Source organism: Microbacterium sp. NPDC090003, from assembly GCF_044748385.1.
Taxonomy (GTDB): domain Bacteria; phylum Actinomycetota; class Actinomycetes; order Actinomycetales; family Microbacteriaceae; genus Microbacterium.
Map to the genome: position 1 here is coordinate 2,353,265 of NZ_JBIVFW010000001.1, position 19,324 is coordinate 2,372,588.

General features: G+C 70.0%; 16 protein-coding genes and 1 tRNA gene. 7 read left to right on the forward strand and 10 right to left on the reverse strand.

Features of this window, described 5'->3' with window-relative positions; translation table 11 throughout:
* The first annotated feature begins 188 nt into the window (after positions 1–188).
* Positions 189–4,373, forward strand: coding sequence for a discoidin domain-containing protein (locus ACIPVN_RS11340; protein WP_400442808.1), 4,185 nt, complete (start codon positions 189–191; stop codon positions 4,371–4,373).
* An 86-nt stretch (positions 4,374–4,459) separates the two neighbouring features.
* On the opposite strand, the gene ACIPVN_RS11345 is transcribed toward ACIPVN_RS11340, so the two are convergent.
* Positions 4,460–4,600 carry a hypothetical protein gene (locus ACIPVN_RS11345; protein WP_400442809.1) on the reverse strand — a complete coding sequence of 47 codons (141 nt, stop codon included), beginning with the start codon at positions 4,598–4,600 and terminating at the stop codon, positions 4,460–4,462.
* A gap of 107 nt (positions 4,601–4,707) precedes the next feature.
* Between ACIPVN_RS11345 and ACIPVN_RS11350 the strand changes: the two genes are divergently transcribed.
* Positions 4,708–5,829: a VanZ family protein gene (locus tag ACIPVN_RS11350; protein WP_400442810.1), complete on the forward strand. Its 1,122-nt coding sequence runs from the start codon at positions 4,708–4,710 to the stop codon at positions 5,827–5,829.
* A 57-nt stretch (positions 5,830–5,886) separates the two neighbouring features.
* On the opposite strand, the gene ACIPVN_RS11355 is transcribed toward ACIPVN_RS11350, so the two are convergent.
* On the reverse strand, positions 5,887–6,492 hold the full coding sequence (locus ACIPVN_RS11355) for an HD domain-containing protein (RefSeq protein ID WP_400442811.1): 606 nt from the start codon (positions 6,490–6,492) through the stop codon (positions 5,887–5,889).
* Between the two features lie 85 nt (positions 6,493–6,577).
* On the opposite strand from ACIPVN_RS11355, the gene ACIPVN_RS11360 reads away from it, so the two are divergent.
* Positions 6,578–7,204: a DUF1684 domain-containing protein gene (locus ACIPVN_RS11360; protein WP_400442812.1), complete on the forward strand. Its 627-nt coding sequence runs from the start codon at positions 6,578–6,580 to the stop codon at positions 7,202–7,204.
* A gap of 45 nt (positions 7,205–7,249) precedes the next feature.
* On the opposite strand, the gene ACIPVN_RS11365 is transcribed toward ACIPVN_RS11360, so the two are convergent.
* From ACIPVN_RS11365 to ACIPVN_RS11375, 3 genes are all read right to left on the reverse strand, one after another.
* Positions 7,250–8,269, reverse strand: coding sequence for a YbhN family protein (locus ACIPVN_RS11365; protein WP_400442813.1), 1,020 nt, complete (start codon positions 8,267–8,269; stop codon positions 7,250–7,252).
* A 59-nt stretch (positions 8,270–8,328) separates the two neighbouring features.
* Positions 8,329–9,090 carry a glycosyltransferase gene (locus tag ACIPVN_RS11370; RefSeq protein ID WP_400442814.1) on the reverse strand — a complete coding sequence of 254 codons (762 nt, stop codon included), beginning with the start codon at positions 9,088–9,090 and terminating at the stop codon, positions 8,329–8,331.
* A gap of 327 nt (positions 9,091–9,417) precedes the next feature.
* Positions 9,418–10,776 carry an MFS transporter gene (locus tag ACIPVN_RS11375; protein WP_400442815.1) on the reverse strand — a complete coding sequence of 453 codons (1,359 nt, stop codon included), beginning with the start codon at positions 10,774–10,776 and terminating at the stop codon, positions 9,418–9,420.
* Between the two features lie 258 nt (positions 10,777–11,034).
* Between ACIPVN_RS11375 and ACIPVN_RS11380 the strand changes: the two genes are divergently transcribed.
* Positions 11,035–11,523 carry a sigma factor-like helix-turn-helix DNA-binding protein gene (locus ACIPVN_RS11380; protein ID WP_400442816.1) on the forward strand — a complete coding sequence of 163 codons (489 nt, stop codon included), beginning with the start codon at positions 11,035–11,037 and terminating at the stop codon, positions 11,521–11,523.
* A gap of 23 nt (positions 11,524–11,546) precedes the next feature.
* On the opposite strand, the gene ACIPVN_RS11385 is transcribed toward ACIPVN_RS11380, so the two are convergent.
* From ACIPVN_RS11385 to ACIPVN_RS11395, 3 genes are all read right to left on the reverse strand, one after another.
* Entirely contained in the window at positions 11,547–12,470 is a 924-nt protein-coding gene (locus tag ACIPVN_RS11385) for a DUF1295 domain-containing protein (protein ID WP_400442817.1), read from the reverse strand.
* 17 nt (positions 12,471–12,487) lie between these two features.
* On the reverse strand, positions 12,488–14,338 hold the full coding sequence (locus ACIPVN_RS11390) for an AMP-dependent synthetase/ligase (RefSeq protein WP_400442818.1): 1,851 nt from the start codon (positions 14,336–14,338) through the stop codon (positions 12,488–12,490).
* 97 nt (positions 14,339–14,435) lie between these two features.
* Positions 14,436–14,999, reverse strand: coding sequence for a helix-turn-helix domain-containing protein (locus ACIPVN_RS11395; RefSeq protein ID WP_400442819.1), 564 nt, complete (start codon positions 14,997–14,999; stop codon positions 14,436–14,438).
* Positions 15,000–15,076: 77 nt separating this feature from the next.
* Between ACIPVN_RS11395 and ACIPVN_RS11400 the strand changes: the two genes are divergently transcribed.
* Positions 15,077–16,216 carry a zinc-binding alcohol dehydrogenase family protein gene (locus tag ACIPVN_RS11400; RefSeq protein WP_400442820.1) on the forward strand — a complete coding sequence of 380 codons (1,140 nt, stop codon included), beginning with the start codon at positions 15,077–15,079 and terminating at the stop codon, positions 16,214–16,216.
* A gap of 57 nt (positions 16,217–16,273) precedes the next feature.
* Here the strand turns inward: ACIPVN_RS11400 and ACIPVN_RS11405 are convergent.
* Positions 16,274–16,347 (reverse strand) — tRNA-Gly (locus ACIPVN_RS11405).
* Positions 16,348–16,475: 128 nt separating this feature from the next.
* Between ACIPVN_RS11405 and dcd the strand changes: the two genes are divergently transcribed.
* A complete protein-coding gene (gene dcd, locus ACIPVN_RS11410) occupies positions 16,476–17,081 on the forward strand; it encodes a dCTP deaminase (protein ID WP_400442821.1) in 606 nt (201 codons plus the stop codon).
* Position 17,082: 1 nt separating this feature from the next.
* Positions 17,083–18,165 (forward strand): hypothetical protein, encoded by a 1,083-nt coding sequence (locus ACIPVN_RS11415; protein WP_400442822.1) that lies wholly within the window; start codon positions 17,083–17,085, stop codon positions 18,163–18,165.
* A 257-nt stretch (positions 18,166–18,422) separates the two neighbouring features.
* Here ACIPVN_RS11415 and ACIPVN_RS11420 read toward each other — a convergent pair whose 3' ends face one another.
* Complete coding sequence (locus tag ACIPVN_RS11420; RefSeq protein ID WP_400442823.1) at positions 18,423–19,241, reverse strand: hypothetical protein; 819 nt, start codon at positions 19,239–19,241, stop codon at positions 18,423–18,425.
* Positions 19,242–19,324 lie beyond the last annotated feature (83 nt).

Sequence of the window (19,324 nt, forward strand, 5' to 3'; positions counted from 1 at the left end):
CGCGACCGGTACGGCCCGGTGCAGCCGTTCGCGCGACCGGAGGGCGAAGCGGATGCTTGACGCCCGCACCGCGCCCGGGTTACTGTTGCTCCACCCGTTCTGACAGCGTTGTCATTCCGCACCATCTCCGATGACTCCTGTCGATCCGCACGCGGCGCCCGAAGGCCGCTGATCCCAGGAGACACCCCATGGCCCGCTCCGGCCTCATCCCCGGTCTGAAGAACCCGCGCCGCCGCGGACTCCTCCAGCGCGGCATCCTCCGCCGCGCGACGACTCTCGCCCTGGCCGCGACGCTCGCCGCCCCGATCGCCGCCCTCGCGCCCGCGACGCACGCATCCGCCGCCCCGATCGTGAAGACCGCGGCCTTCGGCGCCCCCGACGACATCGCCGCCGACTACTACGCGGCCCTGCTGCGCCACACCCGCTGGGTGAACACGGTCTGGGATCCGGCTATCGGTGCGTACCAGTCCAAGGACTTCAACTTCGCCGTCGTGCTCGGCAACGCCGTGATCCTCACGCACGGCGAGTACGACGCCTCGGTCACCGGCATTCCGAAGGAGCAGTTGCAGCAGCGCACGGTCGACACGATCCGCTACTACGCCGCGAAGAACCGCTTCGTCGACCCGAACGGCACGTGGGGCAAGCGCCTGTTCTGGGACTCGACGTTCCAGTCGTACTTCCTCGACGCCGGTCGGGTGCTCTGGGATCAGCTCGACGCGACGACCCGGAAGAACCTCGAGACGATCGCGGTCGGGCAATCTGCGTACACGTCCGACCTGAACTACGGCAACGATCCGCTCTCGGGCTCGTGGACCGCCGATTGGCCGAGCGGCAAGCACGAGGGCGACACGGCGCAGGAGGAGGCCGGCGTCTACACGCAGGCCCTCGCCCCGGGCCTGGCCTGGGCGCCCGACCATGCGGATGCCGCGCGCTGGGACGAGCAGCTCGGAGACTGGGCGCGCAACGCCGCCGGTCAGCCGACCGCCGACCTCAACAACCCCGCGATCGTCGCCGGCAAGCCCGTGTCGACCAACACGATGCAGACGATCTACGACACCTACCTGGTCGAGAACCACGGGTCGTTCGGGCCGCACTACCAGTCCGACATCTGGCGCTCGGGCGGTCGCAACGCGATCCAGTTCATCCTCAACGACCAGCCGGTCCCCGAGTACCTGAAGCACCAGCCCAACTCGGCGGAGCTCTGGGAGTCGATCAAGATGGTGATGTCGAACCAGGGCGAGCCGTTCATGCCCATGGTCAACGACCGCGAGTACCTGTACGGGCGCGACGTGATCCCGATGGCCTTCCTCGGTCAGGTGCTGCGCGACCCCGATGCGGTGCGGGCCGAGGCGAACATGGCGGCCTCGCTCGAGGCCTACCAGGCGTACGCACCGGTCGACCGCCTCGCGAAGTTCTCCGGCGAGCCGAAGTACGAGCCCGAGGCGCGCGCCGAGATCGCGATCTCGTACCTCCTGCACGTCGCCGCGGCCGAGTCCGAGGAGGGGCCGGTCGCCCCGACCCCGCAGGACGAGTTCTTCGCGCGGCTCGCGGGCGTGCGCGACTTCGGCGCCGGCCCCGGGCTGTCGGTGCAGCAGACCGCGGATGCCTGGGCCGCCGCATCCAGCAAGAAGGGGTTCCTGAAGTTCCCGTGGGTGCCGGGTCACGACTCGTGGCTGTTCGCCCTCTCCGGAGCGACGCCGTACCTCTACCCGAACTCGGCCGCGACGGTCGACGACCGGCGCACGAGCACCTTCACGAACCCGCGCGACGGCTTCGAGGGCACCTCCTCGGTGTTCCGCATCGGCGACGGCTACGCCGGCCAGGTGACACTGCCGAACGGCGCGGCGCTCTACGCGTCGACGGGGGCGGGCTGGCAGGACGGCTCGGTATCCGTGCGCAACCTCGACATGGGCGGGTACAACGGCCTCGACGGTTCGCGCACGTACGTCACGGCCGAGGGCTCGGCGACCGACGCCCTTCCCGTCGTGACGCCGCCGGATCCCGCAGACACCAACGCCGCGCGCGTCGACGACCTGTCGTTCGACCCGGTGTCGGCACGCTACGTGCGCATGCAGGGTCAGCAGGGCAACGCGCAGTTCGGATACTCGCTGTACTCGTTCCACGCCTACGGTGCGGATGCCGAGGCCACGACCGACCTTGCCGCAGGCCGCCCCGCGACCGCGTCGAGCGAGGATCCGGCGCGCCTCGCCGCGACCGTCACCGATGCCGACCCGACGACCCGGTGGGCGGTGTCGCGCACCGATCGCACGCGTGCCGACTCGTGGATCCAGGTCGACCTCGGCAGCGAGCGCACCGTCTCGTCCGTACGGCTGGCGTGGGAGGCGAGTGCGGGCGAGCGCTACCTCGTGCAGACCTCGTCGGACGGGGTGACCTGGACGACGCAGACCGCCCGCACCGGTGGCGTCGATGCGAACGTCGCCCGTCTCGACACGGTCGATCTGACACCCGCGGGTGCGACCGCGCCGGCGCCCGTCGAGGCGCGGTTCGTGCGCATGCAGGGCGTGCAGGGCGACCCGGCCTACGGGTACTCGCTGTACACGATGCGCGCGCTGACCGCCGCCGGCGTCGATGCGGCAGCGGGTAAGCCTGCCACGGCATCCAGCGCCGACACGGGCCGTGCGCCCTCGAGCGTCACCGACAACGACGCGGCCTCGCGCTGGGCCGTCTCGCGCGCCGATCGCACGCGCGCGGATTCGTGGATCCAGGTCGACCTCGGAGCCCCGACCGCCATCGCGCAGGTGCAGCTGGGGTGGGAGGCATCGGCCGGTCGCGAGTACCGCATCCAGGTCTCCCCGGACGGCCAGACCTGGACGGATGCGGCGACCTTCCGGTACACCGGTGACGAGGTGACCTCGACCGAGGGGTCGTGGATCAACGTCGAGGATCGGGCCGGGTTCGTCGTGCGCGGCGGCCAGGCCCCGATCACGGTGTCGGCCGAGAAGCCCGGCATCAACGCGCTCCGGCTCGGCGGCGGCGATCGCCCGCTGCTCGTCGAGATGGTGCCGGGCGACGCTGCGGCGACGGCGGCTCAGGACGCCGCGCCGCAGCCGTCGGCCGAGGGACTGCTGGTCAGTTCGCTCGGCGGCTACCTCACTGCGTTCAACCTCTCCGGCGCCGACGTGACGACCGACGTCACGATCCCGTACGTCGGCGACACGGTGTCGCTGTTCGCCGGCGAGCAGACGCTCGGCGCCGATGCCTCGACCCTGCGGGTCACGGTGCCGGCCGGACAGGCGGCCGTGCTCGCTCCGCGCGCCACGGTGCCCACCGAGGTCGCGAGGTCCGCCGGAGTCGGCATCTCGGTGGTCGACGGGCGCACGGTCCGGATCTCGGATGCCGCGGCGGATGCCCGCGTGCAGGCATCCGCCGCCGCACCGACGATCGCAGTGACGAACGCCGAGACGGGCGAGACGCGGGCGCTGCCCGTGGGTGAGCCCGCCGTCGCCGCCGCCGCGAGCTTCCCCGGTGCGACGCCGTTCCCCGTGCCCGACCGGGCGCTGAGCACGCTGACGTTCCCGGCATCCGTCCTGCCCGAGGGCATGACCTCGCCTCAGGGCGCGGTCGACGGCGACGCCGCCACGTCGTGGACCCCGGGCGTCGACGGGCGCATGGTCACCGATCTCGGGTCCGCCCAGCCGATCGGAACCGTCACGACGCTGTGGGACGGATCGGATGCCCCCGCCGCCACGGTGTCGGTGAGCGACGACGGCGTGACCTTCCGCGATGTCGGGAAGATCGAGGCGGGAACGACGCACGGTGCCGTGCCGGTCGATGCGACCGCGCGCTACGTGGCGTTGAGCACCGCGTGGAAGGCGGGAGACCCGGGCCTCACGGCACTCCGCGTGCTCGTTCCGGGTGCGGTCGACGACGCCGCCCCGGGCGCGATCCGGGGGGAGATCCCCGCACTCGTGGTCGGAGCGCCCGTGACCGGCGCCCTGCAGGCATCCGGTGTTCCGGCGCCGACGTATGCGGTCGTGGCTGGGGCACTGCCCGACGGCGTGACCCTCGACCCTGCCACCGGGGCGCTCGGGGGCGAGCCGACGACAGTCGGTGCGTACGCCTTCACGGTCGCTGCCGACAACGGGATCGGCGAGGCCTCGACCCGCGCGTTCGCCGGAGAGGTCACGGCGGTGCCGGTGGATCCGGGTGAGCCTGGTACTCCCGGCACACCCGGTACTCCCGGCGGTGGTTCCGGTGGCGGAGCGGGCGGTGACGGCTCGGGATCCGACGGCGATCTCGCCGCGACCGGTCTGGTGCTCGGCTGGTCGCTCGCGGCCGCGCTGCTGCTGCTGGCCGCGGGCGGACTGCTCGTCGCACGACGTCGCCGCCTCGCGATCGAGTCCGAGGACTGACGCTCACTCACCCCGAGGGGTCGAGACACGCCGCAATCGCCTTCGCGCGCGCGGCGTGTCTCGACCCCTCAGGGCGTCTCTGACGCTCAGCTCGCGTCGGAGTCGTCGTGGTCGGGCTCTTCCGGCGCGCCGCCCGAGGCCGTGTCGGCCTCCTCGTCGGCGCCGGGCGTGCCCTGCGTGTTCTGGTTGTCGTCGTCGTGCAGGTCGTTGCTCACGGGATCGCTCATGTCGTCCTCTTTCCGTCGGGGATTCGCACCGTACGTCCGTGGCCCGCCCTCGGCGCAGGGGGTTGACTCCGCCGGAGCGAGCGTCCCGCGCTCCTAGGATGGAACGAATGACGGGGTGGACGTGGCAGGCGTGGTTCGGGCTCGTCGGTGGAGCGGCGATCTTCTTCGCGGTACTCGTGCCGATGCTTCTGGTGCAGGTGCGGCGCTACGGCGGATTCTCGTTCCGCCGTCTTCTCGGCGCCGCTGCGGTGAGCGTCTACGCTGTGGCGCTCGTCGCCTACACGCTCCTGCCTCTTCCCGAGGTGAGGGCGAACTGCATCGGCGGAGTGACCAGTGCGGAGTGGATCCCCGGGCACTCGATCGGCGACATCCTCCGCGAGACCGAGGGCCTCTCCCTGGCCGCGACGCTCACGAGCAGGGCCACACTGCAAGTGGTGCTGAACGTGGCGCTGTTCGTGCCGTTCGGCATGATCTCCCGCCGCTACTGGAACCGCGGACCGGTGGTGTCGATCCTCCTCGGCGGGGCGCTGTCCGTCCTGATCGAGGCGACGCAGTTCACGGGTGTGTGGGGCCTGTACGAATGCGCCTATCGGGTCGCCGATGTCGATGACGTCATCGCGAACACGGCCGGGGCGGCGCTCGGCGTCCTCCTTGCGCCAGTGGTGCTCTCGTGGATGCCGAGCGCACGCAGCCTGCGGGCGGCCCGGTCGACGCCCCGGCCCGTCACGGTGTGGCGCCGCTGGTTCGGCATGATCCTCGATGCGATCGCGGTGCAGGTCGCCATCAGCGTGATCTCCCTGGTTCTGCTCGTGCCTCGACTCGTCTCGTCCGGAGGCCGCGGTCCGGCGGGGCCGCAGAGTGTCGTCGAGGTGATCGTGATCGGGGTGGGGGCCGTCGCGCTCGTCGTCGTGATTCCGGCGCTGACGTCGGGGGGCGCCTCGATCGGTCAACGCCTCGTGTGGTTGTCGCCCGTCTGGCAGGAGGGGCGCGGATCCGCGCCACGAAGGTTGTATCGCGCGTCGGTCGTGGCTCTCCCCTACACGCTGGCGACGGTGGCTCAGCAGTGGCCGGGGGCGGAGACCGGGATGACGCAGACGATCGTGGGAGTGGTCGGCATCGTCAGCTCGCTGATCGTGTTCACCGCTGTCGTGTCGGTGCCCTTCAGTCGTGAGCGCCGAGGGCTTTCGCTGATCGTCTCCGGAGGCGAGCTCCGCGATTCGCGCACCTGACGACCGAGCTCGTGTCATGGACGAACTCGCCGTCCGCGCGCACGGAGGGAGTTTCCGTCACCCGACCCGCTCGAGCGGATTGTTCCGCAGCTTGTCGACCACACCGCCGTCGACGAGTCGGAGAGCCGCGGTGTGCGGCTTGCGTCGGGCCTGGTCGACGACGCCCGCGCCGAACTCCGCGGCGAGATCGAGGCGCGGATAAGCGACGAGCACCTCCCGCACGAATTCTTCCGGGAGGGCATCGGGGCGGGCGCCCGAGATGTCGAGCCCCGTCGCGATCTCGAGCAGGTGGCCCTCGATGTCGAACGCCGGATCGACCGAGGGCCAGTTGTGTCGGACGATCACGTCGAGAGCGCGATCGCTGCGTTCCGCCGACCATCCCGCCCCGGCCGTCAGCGCCACGGCCACATGTCCGCCCGCTTCCTCGTAGGAGAGGGAGGCGTTGTCGAAGGCGGGAACGATGCCGATGTCGTGCAGCAGAGCCGAGACGTAGAGCAGCTCGTGATCGATCTCGTCGCGGCCCTCGACGATCGCGAAAGCTTCGGCCCATAGCCAGGACCGCACCACGTGATTGAGCAGCGACGGGGAGTGGTACCGGGTCGCGATGTCGCGAGCGGCGACGGCGGCGGGAGACGACGGAGGGGTGAGATCGGCGAGGCGCATGTTCGTATCCTCTCGCTGAGAGGGGTGCAGAAGCGAGTCGCTCCGATCCCGCCCTGCGGCGGGCGAAGCCCCGTAGCCTGGACGCATGTCGACCCCCGCATCGCGCACCGCCCTCGACGTCGCCGACTGGCGGCGTCGCGTCTTCGCCCTCTACGCCGCCGTGCGCGAGGCCGATTCGCCCGAAGACGCCCACGAGCTGTGGCGCATCGAACGCGACGACCTCATGCTGCACCACCCCGCCACCGCGCTGCTGCCCGAGGACCGCGTGATGTTCGAGGGGCTGCCGATCGCTTCGTACGACGCGCAGTGGCGGTTCGAGCTGCCGATCCTCGAGGCCGAGCCCGGCGGATTCGACTTCGCGACCGGCACCGACGGCGTCGTGCCGTTCGAGCGCATCGGTCGGGTCGAGGTGCCGGATGCCGGTTCGCTCGACGTGTGGCGCCTGACGACGTACGGCGGAGGGTTGTTCATCCCGGTGCGCGATGCGCTCGCCGGCAAGCCCGGCGGCACCTACGGCGGCGGACGCTACCTCGTCGACACGATCAAGGGCGCCGACCTGGGATCGGATGCCGCGGGCGCCACGATCGTGCTCGACTTCAACTTCGCCTACAACCCGTCGTGCGCCTACGACCCCGCGTGGGCGTGCCCGCTCGCCCAGCCCGGCAACGTGCTTCCGGTCGCGGTGCCGGTGGGGGAGATGTACGGGGGCTGAGCGGGCCAGTGGGTCGCTGAGCCTGTCGAAGCGTCCCGCCCCGCGTCATGCCCCTGGCGTTGTCAGTGCCGGGGCTCCGGCGGTCGCCACGCTGTGCTGGTAGAACCCCCACCCGAACACGATCGTGCCGAGCAGCTGGACGACTCGCACGACGACGACCGCGGCGATGACGCCGCCGCCGCTCATGCCACCCGCGAACAGGGTTCCCAAGAGGACGACTTCGTACCCGCCGACGCCGTTGGGAGTGAGGATCACGATGCTCGCGAGGGTCGCCATCCCATAGGCCACGAAGAGGAGCGCAGGGTCTGCGGGGATGTCGAAGGCAGCGAGTCCGACCCAGAGGATGCCGGCATCGAGGACGTTGACGGCGAACGACCACAAGAGCGGTGTGAGAAGTGTGCGAGGTCGGTCGGTGATGTCGCGGAGCTCGACGTGGAGTCCGTCGAAGAAGCGCACGAGCGCGACCGTGCTCATCGGCGGAGGCCTCCGGATGATCCGGGCCGCGCGAGCGGTCGTGTGCGAGATCAGGCCGGCGAAGCGGTGTAGGAGGCGCCGACGCCGCAGCAGGACGATCGTGCCGACGATCGCGATGATGGCGAGGAGCGCGATCAGGGCGGCGAGCCACAGGAGGTCCGACCGGCCTCTGCCCTCCAGGATGAGCGCGAGCGCTGCCGCCGCCAGAAGGCAGACGAAGGAGACGAACGTGACGCCGAAGCGAACCAGCTGAGCGAGCGTCCCGCGGCTGGCGGTGACGCCGAGCGTGGAGAGCTTCCAGGTCGTGTACGCGATGCCGGCGGCGCCGGCCGACGGCAGCATGTGGTTGGCGAAGTTGAACTCGAGCGACATCCGCATGGCGGCGAGAGGACCCACGCGTGCGATCTCGCCGCGCGAGCGGAGGAAGGAGTAGAGGACCTCGCCCGTGACGGCGAAGCTCGCCAGTTGCACCGGCACGAGGAGCGCCAGCACCCAGAGGTTCACGGTCGCGAGGGACCCGATCGCCTCGATCACCTGCGGCCATGCACCCCAGATGATTCCGCTCACCACCACGACTGTCGCGGCGCTCACCCAGAATCTGCCGGATCGATACCACGGCGGGCCGGCGTCGCCTCGGATGCTCTCGTCGCTCACGTCCGGCTCCCGGTGGTGAGCGGCGAGACCCAGCGTTGCGGGTTGCCGACTCCGTGGCGGGCGAGCGTGAGCCCGTCGGAGAGGTAGTACTGGCGGAGCTTCTCCCGCTGGATCGAGCGGAAGAGGCGTGCTTTCACGATGAGCGCGGGGTCGTGCCGCAGGGTGTGCCCGGTGCGCAGGAGGGCGATGGTGACGTCCAGGTCGTCCGTGACGCGCAGGTCATCCGTGCCGGTCAGATGCCGAGCGCTCTCCCAGGCCGTCCGCCGGAAGGCGCAGTTGAATCCGTAGAGCATCGGCTGCACACCGATACTGCGCTGATGCCAGGCCCGGAATCCGCGATACCACCAGCGGAACCAGAGACGGTCACCCGGGGAGAGCTCCGAGATCGCGGCATCACCCCCGATCGCATCCAGGTCGGGCTCGCGGGCGAACCGACCGCGGATCCGATGGAGCCAATCGGAGGCCACCTCCGAATCCGCATCGATCCGGGCGACGACGTCTCCTCGAGCCGCGTCGAACCCGGTCGATCGCGCGAAGGTGATGCCCCGACGCGGCTCCTGGACGATCCGGACGCGGTCGAACGTCCGCGCGAGATGCACGGTGCGATCCGAGCATCCGTTGTCGACGATGACGACCTCTTCGGGAGGATCGGGCGTTCGCGAGAGCGCGTGGAGGCAACGGGTGATCGTCCGCTCTTCATCCAGGGCGGGGATCACGACCGAGACGGTCGGCAGATCATCAGTGCGGGGCGACAGCACGATTCGAGCACCTCTCGGAAGGGCGGGAGCGTGGGATGTGTCGACGCGTGGAGCGTCCACCGCTGGATGCTACGCATCTCCGCGCGGGATCTCACCTCCTCCGAGAGGGGGAGTTTTCAGATTTGATCTGGTATTTCAAAGGCCTTCCGGTATGCCGATCAAGGCAGTCGTGGCCGGGCGGCGCGCATGCGCCGTCAGAGCGCCCTGCCTTCGATCGCCCAGCAGAATATCGGTCCGGCGGGGCCTGCCGGCCCCGCCGGGTGGGAGAAGTGCCGAGGCAGTGTTCGGCACCTCCGATTCGGTGCAATCACTCAGGTTGAGCGGCGCTCACTTCGTCACGGGGGCCGCCGCCGCTGACTCCGCCGGCGCCGCGGCATCCGCCCGGTGCAGCGTCTCGGGCAGCACCGAGATGCCGATGAGACCGATCACGCTCAGACCCACGAGGTAGCCGGCGACGAGCCAGGGCGCACCACCGGAGAGTCCCACGAGCGCGGTGGCGACCAGCGGTGCGGTACCGCCGACGAGGGCGGCGGGGATCTCGCGCGAGATCGCGATGCCGCTCCACCGCATGCGGGTGGGGAAGAGCTCCGCCAGCATCGCCGCGCTCACCCCGATCGTCGCGCCCTGCACGATCGCGAGCCCGAGGATCAGGCCGAGGGCGACGAGAACCGAGTTCTCGGTCTGGAACAGCATGAACATGGGGAACGCGAAGGCGATCGCGAAGATCGCCGCGCCGATGAGCACGGGCTTGCGGCCGATGCGGTCGGCGAGACGCCCGAAGCCGAGGGTCGCCGGGATCGTGAGCAGCTCGGCGACGATGAGGCCGATGAGGGCGTGCGTGGGGTTCACCGAGAGCGTGCCGGTCGTGTACGAGATCGAGAACGTCTGCACGACGTAGACCCAGGGCAGGGCGAACACGAACAGCGCCATGCCGGCGAGGAGCGTGCGCCAGTGCGAGCGCACAGCCGTGACCAGCGGCGCACGCGTCACCTCGCCGTCGCGCTCGGCGGCCTCGAACGCGGCGGTCTCCTTCACGCGCAGGCGGAAGTACAGCGCGAACGCCACGATCACGATGCTCGCGATGAACGGGATGCGCCATCCCCATGCCTGGAACTGCTCGACCGGCAGCAGGCTGATGAGCGCGAACGTCGCGGTGGCGAGCGCCATGCCGATGTAGACGGATGCCCCGGGGAACCCCGCGATGAAGGCGCGGTTGCGCGTGTCGGACGATTCGCTCGCCATCGTCATCGCTCCGGCGAACTCGGCGCCCGCTCCGGCTCCCTGGAAGAGGCGCAGCACGATCAGCAGGATCGGGGCCCAGATGCCGATCGTCTCGGCGGTCGGCAGGAGGCCGATGAGGGTCGTGGCGATGCCCATCATGAGGAGGGTCGCGAGGAGGGTTCCCTTGCGGCCGATCCGGTCGCCGAAGTGCGCGAACACCAGCCCGCCGATCGGGCGCGCGCCGAAGCCGACCGCGAATGTCGCGAACGCGCCCAGCAGGCCGGCGAAGTCGCCGCCGCCCGGGAAGAACAAGGGGGCGAACACGAGGGCCGATGCCAGCCCGTAGAGCGTGAAGTCGTACCACTCGATGATGGTTCCGACCGAGCTTCCGATGACGGCCCGTCGGCGCTGTGCGCGCGGGTCCAGTCCGGGGCGATCGATGTCGTCGGCGATGTCGATGTCCATGGCACTCCTGTGTGTCGAGGTGGTGGTGCGCGCGCCGTTGTGGTCGGTTGCGGGCGAACCTCCCCCAGGCTAGGCAGGTCGCCGCACGGTCTTCATGTGCGCAGGGCACAGGGTCGGATGCTCGGAATGAACGGTCCGCACATAGGGGGTGTCGCGCATCGCATGGGCGGCGAAGGGCAGGCCTCGAGACGCCTAGCGGAAACGCATCGTCGAAGCAATGGATCCCGGCGGAATGCCGGGGAGTGGAACGATCGGATCATGGATGCGGTGGCCGAGGCTCAGATCCCCCAGGGGTCCGATGAGGCCAGCGCGCGCGTGCTGATGGGTCGGACGGCCCGCGGAGACCAGGTGGCCTTCGCCGAGATCTACGATCGCACCTCTGCACAGGTGCTCCGTGTCGTCCACGATATCGTCGGCGAGCGGGCGCCCGCCGAGGAGATCCTGCAGGCGGCGTACCTCGCCGTCTGGCGACGCGCGGCCGAGGGGGCGTCCACCTCGGCATCCGTTCTCGGGTGGATCGCGGAGATCGCGTACGGGCAGGCGGCGGACCGCTATGGCAGCGGCATGTTGGGCACTCTGCCGAAGGCACAGCGCGAATGCGTCGTGCTCGCTCGGTATTTCGGCCTCTCCGCGCAGGAGATCGCCGCGGCGACCGCCACCGCCTTCCCGATCGTCCGCGCACTGACGCGAGCGGCGCTCACGAACCTCCGCCCGGCCGCGCCGGGCATCGACGGCATCGCCAGCTGACACCACCCGCGGGCGGGCAGGGGTCACGCCGTGGTCACGCGTTCCCGCGGCCGAGTGAGCCGCGGGATCAGCACGGGCGTGCTGTCGCGGTACGCGATGTAGTCGCCGCGGTCGCCCCACTTCTTCTCGGCCCGTGCCTCGAGCAACGGGATGCCGCTCACCCGCGTGAGCAGCAGGATCACGAACAGCGGTGAGAGCAGGGCGACCCACTGCCACCCGCTGAGCACGGGCGCGGCGGTGACGAAGACTCCCACCCAGATCACGATCTCGCCGAAGTAGTTCGGGTGGCGCGAGCGCGACCACAGCCCGGTGCGGATGAACTCGTCGCGGTTGCGCGGGTCCTTCCGGAACGCCGACTTCTGCGCGTCGGCCACGACCTCGATCACCATGCCGATCGCCCACACGACGATGCCGACGATGCTCAGCCATCCGAGGGGCGGCCGGGCCGCGGCATCCGTGCTGATCGCGATCCACGCGGCCGCCGCCGTCAACGACACCCATGCGCCCTGGATCACCCACACCTGCAGGAATCGCACCGGCGACCCCTTGATCTCGTCGAATCGGCCGTCGGATCCCGCCTTGTGCACGCGCAGGGCGAGGAAGGATCCGAGGCGGACCGCCCACAGCATCACCATTCCGGCGAGGATCCAGCTGCGCACGTCGGGCATCGGCGTCAGCAGCAGGAGTGCGGCCGAGATCACGAAGAAGGTGAGGCTGCCGGTGAGATCGAAGAACCGCTCGGTGCGAAACAGCATCGCGGGGATGAAAGCGATGATCTGGATCACGAACGCGGCGGCGACGGCGAGGGAGAACAGCGGGATGCCGCCGAGCGTCGCGCCGTTCTGGCTGCCGGCGAGGGCCACGAGGGCGCCAATGACGAGGGCGGCGACGATCGCGATGAGCGAGGAGCGGGAGGACGGGGTGCGGGTGGGCGTCGGCGATGACATGGCGTTCTTTCCGTTTCTCAGAGGTAGAGGTCGTTCACGGTCACGGCCGCGCGATCCAGCACGACGCTCCGCTTGAGCTTCATGGTCGGCGTGACCAGCTCGCGGTCGTCGAGGTCGGCGAGCACGACGCTGAAACGGCGTACCTGCTCGCTGCGGGCGACGAGCGCGTTGGCGGCGTCGACGGCGCGCTGCAGGTATGCGTGCAGCGCCGGGTCGCTCACCGCGCGGATGTCGGCGTGCGAGCCGGCGGGGAGGGTCACGCCTTCGGCGGATGCCCAGGCCCGCGTCTGCTCGGGGTCGAGCACGAGCAGGGCCGAGAGGTAGGGCTTGCCTTCGCCGACCATCACCGCGTGCGAGACCAGCGGATCGCACTCGACGGATCGCTCCCAGCGGGTGGGCACGATCGTCTTGCCGTTCGAGGTGACGATGACCTCTTTGAGGCGGCCGTCGAGGATCAGCCGACCCTGGTCGTCGAGTCGCCCGAGGTCTCCGGTACGGAAGAACCCGTCGACGAAGGCGTCCGCATCGTGCGCCGGGTTGCGATAACCGTCGAACACCCCGATACCGCGCGCGAGGACCTCGCCGTCGTCGCTGATCCGCACGGTCAGTCCGGGTAGGGGCTGGCCGACGCTGCCCGAGGCGATGAGACCCGGGAGGTTGCCGGTGAGTGGCGCCGTCGTCTCGGTCAGCCCGTAGCCCTCGATGACGGGCACACCGAGGCCGCGGAAGAAGAGCGAGAGCTCGGGATCGAGCGCGGCGCCGCCCGAGAGGATGTATCCGACCCGACCGCCCATCACGGAGCGCAGGCGGCGGAAGAAGAGGGCGTCGAAGAGGCGGTGGCGCAGCCGGAGTCCCCGGCGATTCGGAATCCTGCGTCCCGCGTCGATGCGCTCGGCGCGGCGACCCCAGGCGACGGCCGTCTCGTGGGCCTTCGCCCAGACGCGGCCGAGACCCTTGTCGGCCGCTTTGGCCGCCGCAGCCGCCTGGATCTTCTCGAGCACCCGCGGCACGACGACCAGGAAGGTCGGGCGGAGGGTGTCGAGGGTGGCCACCACGGTCGACGGGTCGGACAGGTGAGCGATGCGCATGCCGCTGGCCAGGCAGATGAGCTGGAGCCCGCGCGCGAGCACGTGGGCGAGCGGGAGGAAGATGACCGTGTTGCCGTTCTCGTTCACGATCTCTCGGTACGCGGCGGCGATGTTGAGCACCTGGCCGAGGAAATTCCGATGGGTGAGCACGACGCCCTTGGGCTCGCCCGTGGTGCCCGAGGTGTACACGATCGTCGCCGGGTCGGTCTGCGCGGCGTGCCTTCTGCGCGCCTCGACTTCTTCGTCGGCGACGTCGGAGCCCAGCGCGACGAGGTCGTCGAGGGTTCCGGATGCCGCGGCGGCGGCCTCGGAACCGCGCGGGGTGGCGGCATCCATCGTCCACGCGCCCAGCGTCGGTTCGTCGGTCTGCGCGAGCGCCGCCTGCAGCAACTCCACGTGCGCCGAGGATCCGCCGATCGCCAGGCGCACGCCGGCGTCGGTGATGATCGCGCTCACCTGCGAGGGGGACGACGTCTCGTAGATCGGCACGACGACGGCGCCGGCGAACCACGCGGCGAGGTCGGCGACGGCCCACTCGTACCGCGTCGGCGCCATGATCGCGATCGGATCGCCGGTGCGGATGCCGCGGGCGATGAACCCCTTCGCGAGGGCGCGCACCTGGTGCGCGAACTCGCGGGTCGTGACCGGCTTCCATGCGTCGCCGCGGTCGACCTCGAAGGCGATGTGGTCGGGGGCGGTCGCTTCGCGCCGGGCCAGCAGGTCGGTGACGTTGCGGTAGCCGTCGAGGTCTGCGAGCGGTGGGGTCGACGACTCGATCATGGGGAGTTCCTCTCGTCGTGCGGGCGCACGCGAGTCGCCCATCTGCACCTGTTCGGAGCCGGAGGGGATTCGGATGGGGAACCCCGGGAGGGTGCGGTTACTCGGTCATCCACCCCTGCATGTCGGTCCATACCGCCGCGAGGGCACCTTCGAGCGAGAGGTCGGAGGGTCCCTCCAGCCATCTGTCCATCGCGAGATCGAAACAGGTCACGGCGAGCGCTGCCAGCGCATGCGCGTGCGCGGGGTCGATTGCGCGTTCGGTCAAGGACTGCTCGATGGCGCGTGCGAGGTGATGGCTGCGCAGAAGATCTCGCTCGTGGAGCGCGGGTTCGCTGTGGATGATGCCGCGTCGGCGTGCGATCTGTTCTCGCCAGCCCTGGATGCCTCGGCAGGCGGCGGCGAGGCCTGCGCGCACGGTGGCCGCTCCGCCCTGTTCTTGCGGGATGGACGCCATGAAGTCGCTCACCGCCTGAGGGAACTCGCGATCGCGGAGGAACAGCACGTCGCGCTTGTCGGAGAAGTGGCGGAAGAACGTCCGAGTGGTCAGCCCCGCCGCCTCGGCGATCTGCGGAACCGTGGTTCCTCGGTACCCCTGTTCTGCGAAAAGGGTCATCGCCGCTGCTTCCAACCGCAGCGCGGCATCCGGTGACCAACGAGGCATAGAGCCATGATGACACGAACTGTCGTAAGGTGGGTCTGATGACATGAGATGTCATCAGACCCGAAGGATGAACGACGATGAGTGACAACAGCGCGGCGTGGATCGATTCCCCCTATGCGGATCTGACGATCCGAGATGCTCCGGTGCCGAAGCCCGGCGCGGGGCAGCTGCTGGTCGAGGTGCGCGCGGTCGCGGTGAATCCGCTCGACGCGATCATCCAGTCCAACGGCACCGTCATGTACGGGTGGTTGCACTACCCGGTGATCCTCGGGGAGGACGTCGCCGGCGTCGTCGTCGGAACCGGCGCCGACGTGAACGATTTCGCCGTCGGCGACCGCGTCGCGGCGTATGCCACGGGCTTGGAGAAGGGGCGGGATGCCGTCTCCGAGAGCGGCTTCCAGGCCTATGCCGTGGTCGACGCGAGCCTGGCCGTCGCTCTGCCGGCCACGACGACGTTCGAGGACGCCGCGGTCCTGCCGCTGGCGGTATCCACCGCGGCGGCCGGCCTGTTCGAGAAGGACCAGCTGGCGCTGGACTACTCCCGTCTCGCCGACGCGGCACCCCGCGACGACGTCGTCGTGATCTGGGGCGGGGCGACCGCGGTCGGAGGCAATGCGATCCAGCTCGCCCGGGCGGCCGGCTATCGGGTCATCACGACAGCCTCCGACAAGAACCACGACCGGATGAGGCGGTTGGGGGCAGAAGCCGTCTTCGACTATCGCGACCCCTCGGCGGCGGCTCGGATCATCGACGAGATCGGGGACTCCGCGGTGGCAGGCATCCTCGCCGTCGCAGTGGGGTCGGCCGAGCCGTGTCTGAGGATCGCGCGCGCCACCGGCGCCACGCGTATCGCGATGGCGAGCCCTCCCGTCTCGTTCTACGATCAGCCCCGTCGTCGCGGCTTCTCCCTGGCTCGCATCCGCCTCTTCCTCACGCTCGGAACGCGAACCGCCCTCCTGCAGGTGCGCAGTCGCTCTCGCGGTATTCGAGCATCGTTCATCTGGGGGAGCGCCATCGCCACGTCACCCGTGGGGCCGGCCGTCTGGGGGGAGTATCTCCCCACCGCCCTCGCCGCGGGCAGCCATCAGCTCTACCCCGAAGCGCGCATCGCCGGAGACGGCCTTTCGGCGATCCAGGAAGCCATCGACATCCTTCGCCGTGGTGTATCCGCACAGAAGCTCGTCATCCGCCTCGATCCTGCGTCGCCCCGGTCGTGATCGACCCCTGAGATCGCGTCGACGAGATGACGTGCCGGAAGCACGGGAACCTGCATATGGAGGGGCTGACGGGAATCGAACCCGCGCTGTCTGCTTGGGAAGCAGAAGTTCTACCATTGAACTACAGCCCCGAACCCGGCATCCGTGCGGAGCAGGGTGACGCCAGCCTACCCGGCGCGCGGCCGTGGGCCAAAGCGTCGGGCAGATGCTGCGGGACGAGCGAGGGCATGTGCCAGGTCTTCGACACTAGGCTGAACCCGTGCTTCTCAGCGATCGCGACATCAGGGCAGAACTCGCTTCCGGCAAGATCGGGCTCACCCCGCACGACCCGGCGATGGTGCAGCCGTCGAGCGTCGACGTGCGGCTCGACCGGTACTTCCGACTGTTCGACAACCACAAATACCCCTTCATCGACCCCTCGGTCGATCAGCCCGAGCTCACCCGGCTGATCGAGGTCGCCCCCGACGAGCCCTTCATCCTGCACCCCGGCGAGTTCGCGCTCGGCGCGACGTTCGAGCAGGTCAGCCTGGCCGACGACGTGGCCGCCCGCCTCGAGGGCAAGTCCTCGCTCGGACGCCTCGGCCTCATCACCCACTCGACCGCCGGGTTCATCGACCCGGGTTTCACGGGACACGTCACCCTCGAACTCGCCAACGTCGCGACGCTGCCGATCAAGCTGTGGCCGGGCATGAAGATCGGGCAGCTCTGCTTCTTCCGCCTGACCTCTCCCGCCGAGAACCCCTACGGTTCCGGTCCCTACGGCAACCGCTATCAGGGGCAGCGCGGGCCGACGGCATCCCGTTCCTTCCAGAACTTCCATCGCACAGACGTCGGCGTCACAGACGTCGGAGCCCTCGGAGGCTGACATGACCAGCGACAGCATCACCCCGCCCGACCCCGACGAGATCGAGAACGGCGCGGCGGATGCCGTCGTCCCGCCGCCTCCTGCATTCGACGACACCGCAGCGGATGCGGTCGTGCCGCCGCCTCCCGTCTTCGACGATGATCGAGCCTCGGTCGTGGTGCCTCCGCCGCCCTCGTTCGACGGGCCCCTGACCGGGTCTGTTCCGCCGTTGACGTCGAGCACCGACGATGTGGTCCCGCCGCCGCCCGCGTTCGAGGGGACGACGGGAGACGCCGTGGTGCCGCCGCCTCCCGCGTTCGACGCGAGCGGCGCGAGCGCGCCGGCATCCGAATCACTGCGACGACGCAGCCCACCCGCCTTCCCGCCCGCCGCCGCTCCGGACGCCCCGTCGACCGCGCCGGAACCCGATCCGGCGTTCGTCGCACCCGAGGTTCCAGCATCCGGTGGATACCGCGCCTGGACCGTCGCGATCTTCAGCATCCTCGTGCTGCTGCTTGCCGGGGCGATCGCCCTCGTCATCTACCTCGCGACGAGCACGACGCTGAACTTCCCGAGCTTCGACGATGCCTCCTCCGATGGCGGCTCGAGCACCGTCGCGACATCGGCACCGGCGGCCGACGCCGACGCGCTGCCGGGCGTCGGCGTCGTCGCCGGGCAGCCCTGCAGCGACTTCTGCGGCGAGGTATCCCGTGCCGTCGGAGCCTCGGTGGTCGGGGCCGACGGTGCGGTGAGGTGGGGCATCGCCGAGCCGTGGACGTCTGCGGACGGTGCCGCCGCGGATGCCGTGGAGCAGGCGGTCGGCACGTATTCGTCATCGGCGGGTTCGCTCGAGTTCACGGTGTGGCGCTTCGACGACGACACCTCTGCGCTGGCCGGGTTCGACGCGCAGACGGCGGACCGTGGAGAGCCGGTGTCGAGCGACACGGTCTACGGCGACGGTCGCGGCCAGCAGCGCACCTTCAGCGACGCCGAGGGGATGACGATCTTCTGGGTGGTCGCCGACGACGACGGCAATCCCTGGGTGTTGAAAGTCACCGGACCCGACGACGCCACGAACCAGTTCTACCTCGCCCTGCCGATCTGACCCGGTCTCTGCGTTCATAACTCCGGAGAAGCGGGTCGCGGAGGCCCAGAAACCCGGAGTTCGGGCGTTTCGGTGGGCGGTTTTGAGGAGTTGCGAACGGGAGCGTGGCACCAATTCAGGACGGATGCCCTGAATCGGGGCCATTTCGGCCGATTCGGCGGGGGTGGGCGCGATCCTTCCTGAGTTGGGTACAGGCGGAGACGCGAAGAGGGGCGGATGCCGAAGCATCCGCCCCTCTCTCGTGGGGTGATTCGGGGTCAGGCGTCGCGCCCGCGGCTGAAGCCGGCGTCGAAGCCGCGCTCGTAGGCGTGCTGCGCCAGGCGGGCGGCGCGGTGCGGACCGTGCCCGCGGTGGTCACCGTGCGCGTGGGGTCCGTGGCCGCGCTCGCCGTGGGAGCCGTGGCCGCAGTCCGCGTCGCGGCCGGAGCCGTGTCGGGGATCGAAGCCGTGACGGTGGCCGGAGCCGTGTCGGGGATCGAAGCCGTGACGGTGGCCGAAGTCACGCTCGCCGTCGGCATCCTGTCCGAAGCCGTGCTCCGGTCCGAAACCGCGACCGGGACCGAAGCCCGGACCGAAGCCATGACGGTGGCCGAAGCCATGGCGCGGGCCCGCGTGCTTTCCGAAGCGTCCGCGCGGGCCGAAGCCACGGCGGTGCGAGCGGGGGAGAGGGGTCTCCTCGTCCCATCCGAAGGCGCGGGCGATCTTCTCGAGCGATGCGAGGGTGGTGGCGAGCTCGTCTTCGGAGACGGCGTCGGCGACCTTCGCGCGGATGCCGTCGACGATCGCGCCGAGGCGGTCCTTCGCCGCGCGTCCGTCGTCGGTGAGCGTCCAGCCGTCACCGTCGGCGACGACCCAGCCGCGCTCGACGAGTCGGTGCAGCTTGTGTTCGTTCAGGGGGCGTCGCGCCGGCATCGTGCCGTCGACGACGTTGAGGAGGCGCCAGTCGCGGCGGCCGACCTCGTCGCCCTCGCGGTCGAAGGCGGAGGCGAACTCGGCCGCCATGAGGCGATCGACGGCCTTCAGCCAGTAGCCGAACGGACGGGTGGTGTTCTCGGGATTCTGTTCAGAGGTGTTCATGGGATACGTCCTTTTGCATGTCAGGGTGCACGTGTATGTCACTGTGCATGTACATGTAGTGTGACATGCGATACGAATGCATG

Coding starts and splice junctions, on each gene's coding strand:
- ACIPVN_RS11340 (WP_400442808.1), top strand. CDS start 189: ATGGCCCGCTCCGGCCTCATCCCCGGTCTGAAGAACCCGCGCCGCCGC.
- ACIPVN_RS11345 (WP_400442809.1), bottom strand. CDS start 4,600: ATGAGCGATCCCGTGAGCAACGACCTGCACGACGACGACAACCAGAAC.
- ACIPVN_RS11350 (WP_400442810.1), top strand. CDS start 4,708: ATGACGGGGTGGACGTGGCAGGCGTGGTTCGGGCTCGTCGGTGGAGCG.
- ACIPVN_RS11355 (WP_400442811.1), bottom strand. CDS start 6,492: ATGCGCCTCGCCGATCTCACCCCTCCGTCGTCTCCCGCCGCCGTCGCC.
- ACIPVN_RS11360 (WP_400442812.1), top strand. CDS start 6,578: ATGTCGACCCCCGCATCGCGCACCGCCCTCGACGTCGCCGACTGGCGG.
- ACIPVN_RS11375 (WP_400442815.1), bottom strand. CDS start 10,776: ATGGACATCGACATCGCCGACGACATCGATCGCCCCGGACTGGACCCG.
- ACIPVN_RS11380 (WP_400442816.1), top strand. CDS start 11,035: ATGGATGCGGTGGCCGAGGCTCAGATCCCCCAGGGGTCCGATGAGGCC.
- ACIPVN_RS11385 (WP_400442817.1), bottom strand. CDS start 12,470: ATGTCATCGCCGACGCCCACCCGCACCCCGTCCTCCCGCTCCTCGCTC.
- ACIPVN_RS11390 (WP_400442818.1), bottom strand. CDS start 14,338: ATGATCGAGTCGTCGACCCCACCGCTCGCAGACCTCGACGGCTACCGC.
- ACIPVN_RS11395 (WP_400442819.1), bottom strand. CDS start 14,999: ATGCCTCGTTGGTCACCGGATGCCGCGCTGCGGTTGGAAGCAGCGGCG.
- ACIPVN_RS11400 (WP_400442820.1), top strand. CDS start 15,077: ATGAGTGACAACAGCGCGGCGTGGATCGATTCCCCCTATGCGGATCTG.
- ACIPVN_RS11415 (WP_400442822.1), top strand. CDS start 17,083: ATGACCAGCGACAGCATCACCCCGCCCGACCCCGACGAGATCGAGAAC.
- ACIPVN_RS11420 (WP_400442823.1), bottom strand. CDS start 19,241: ATGAACACCTCTGAACAGAATCCCGAGAACACCACCCGTCCGTTCGGC.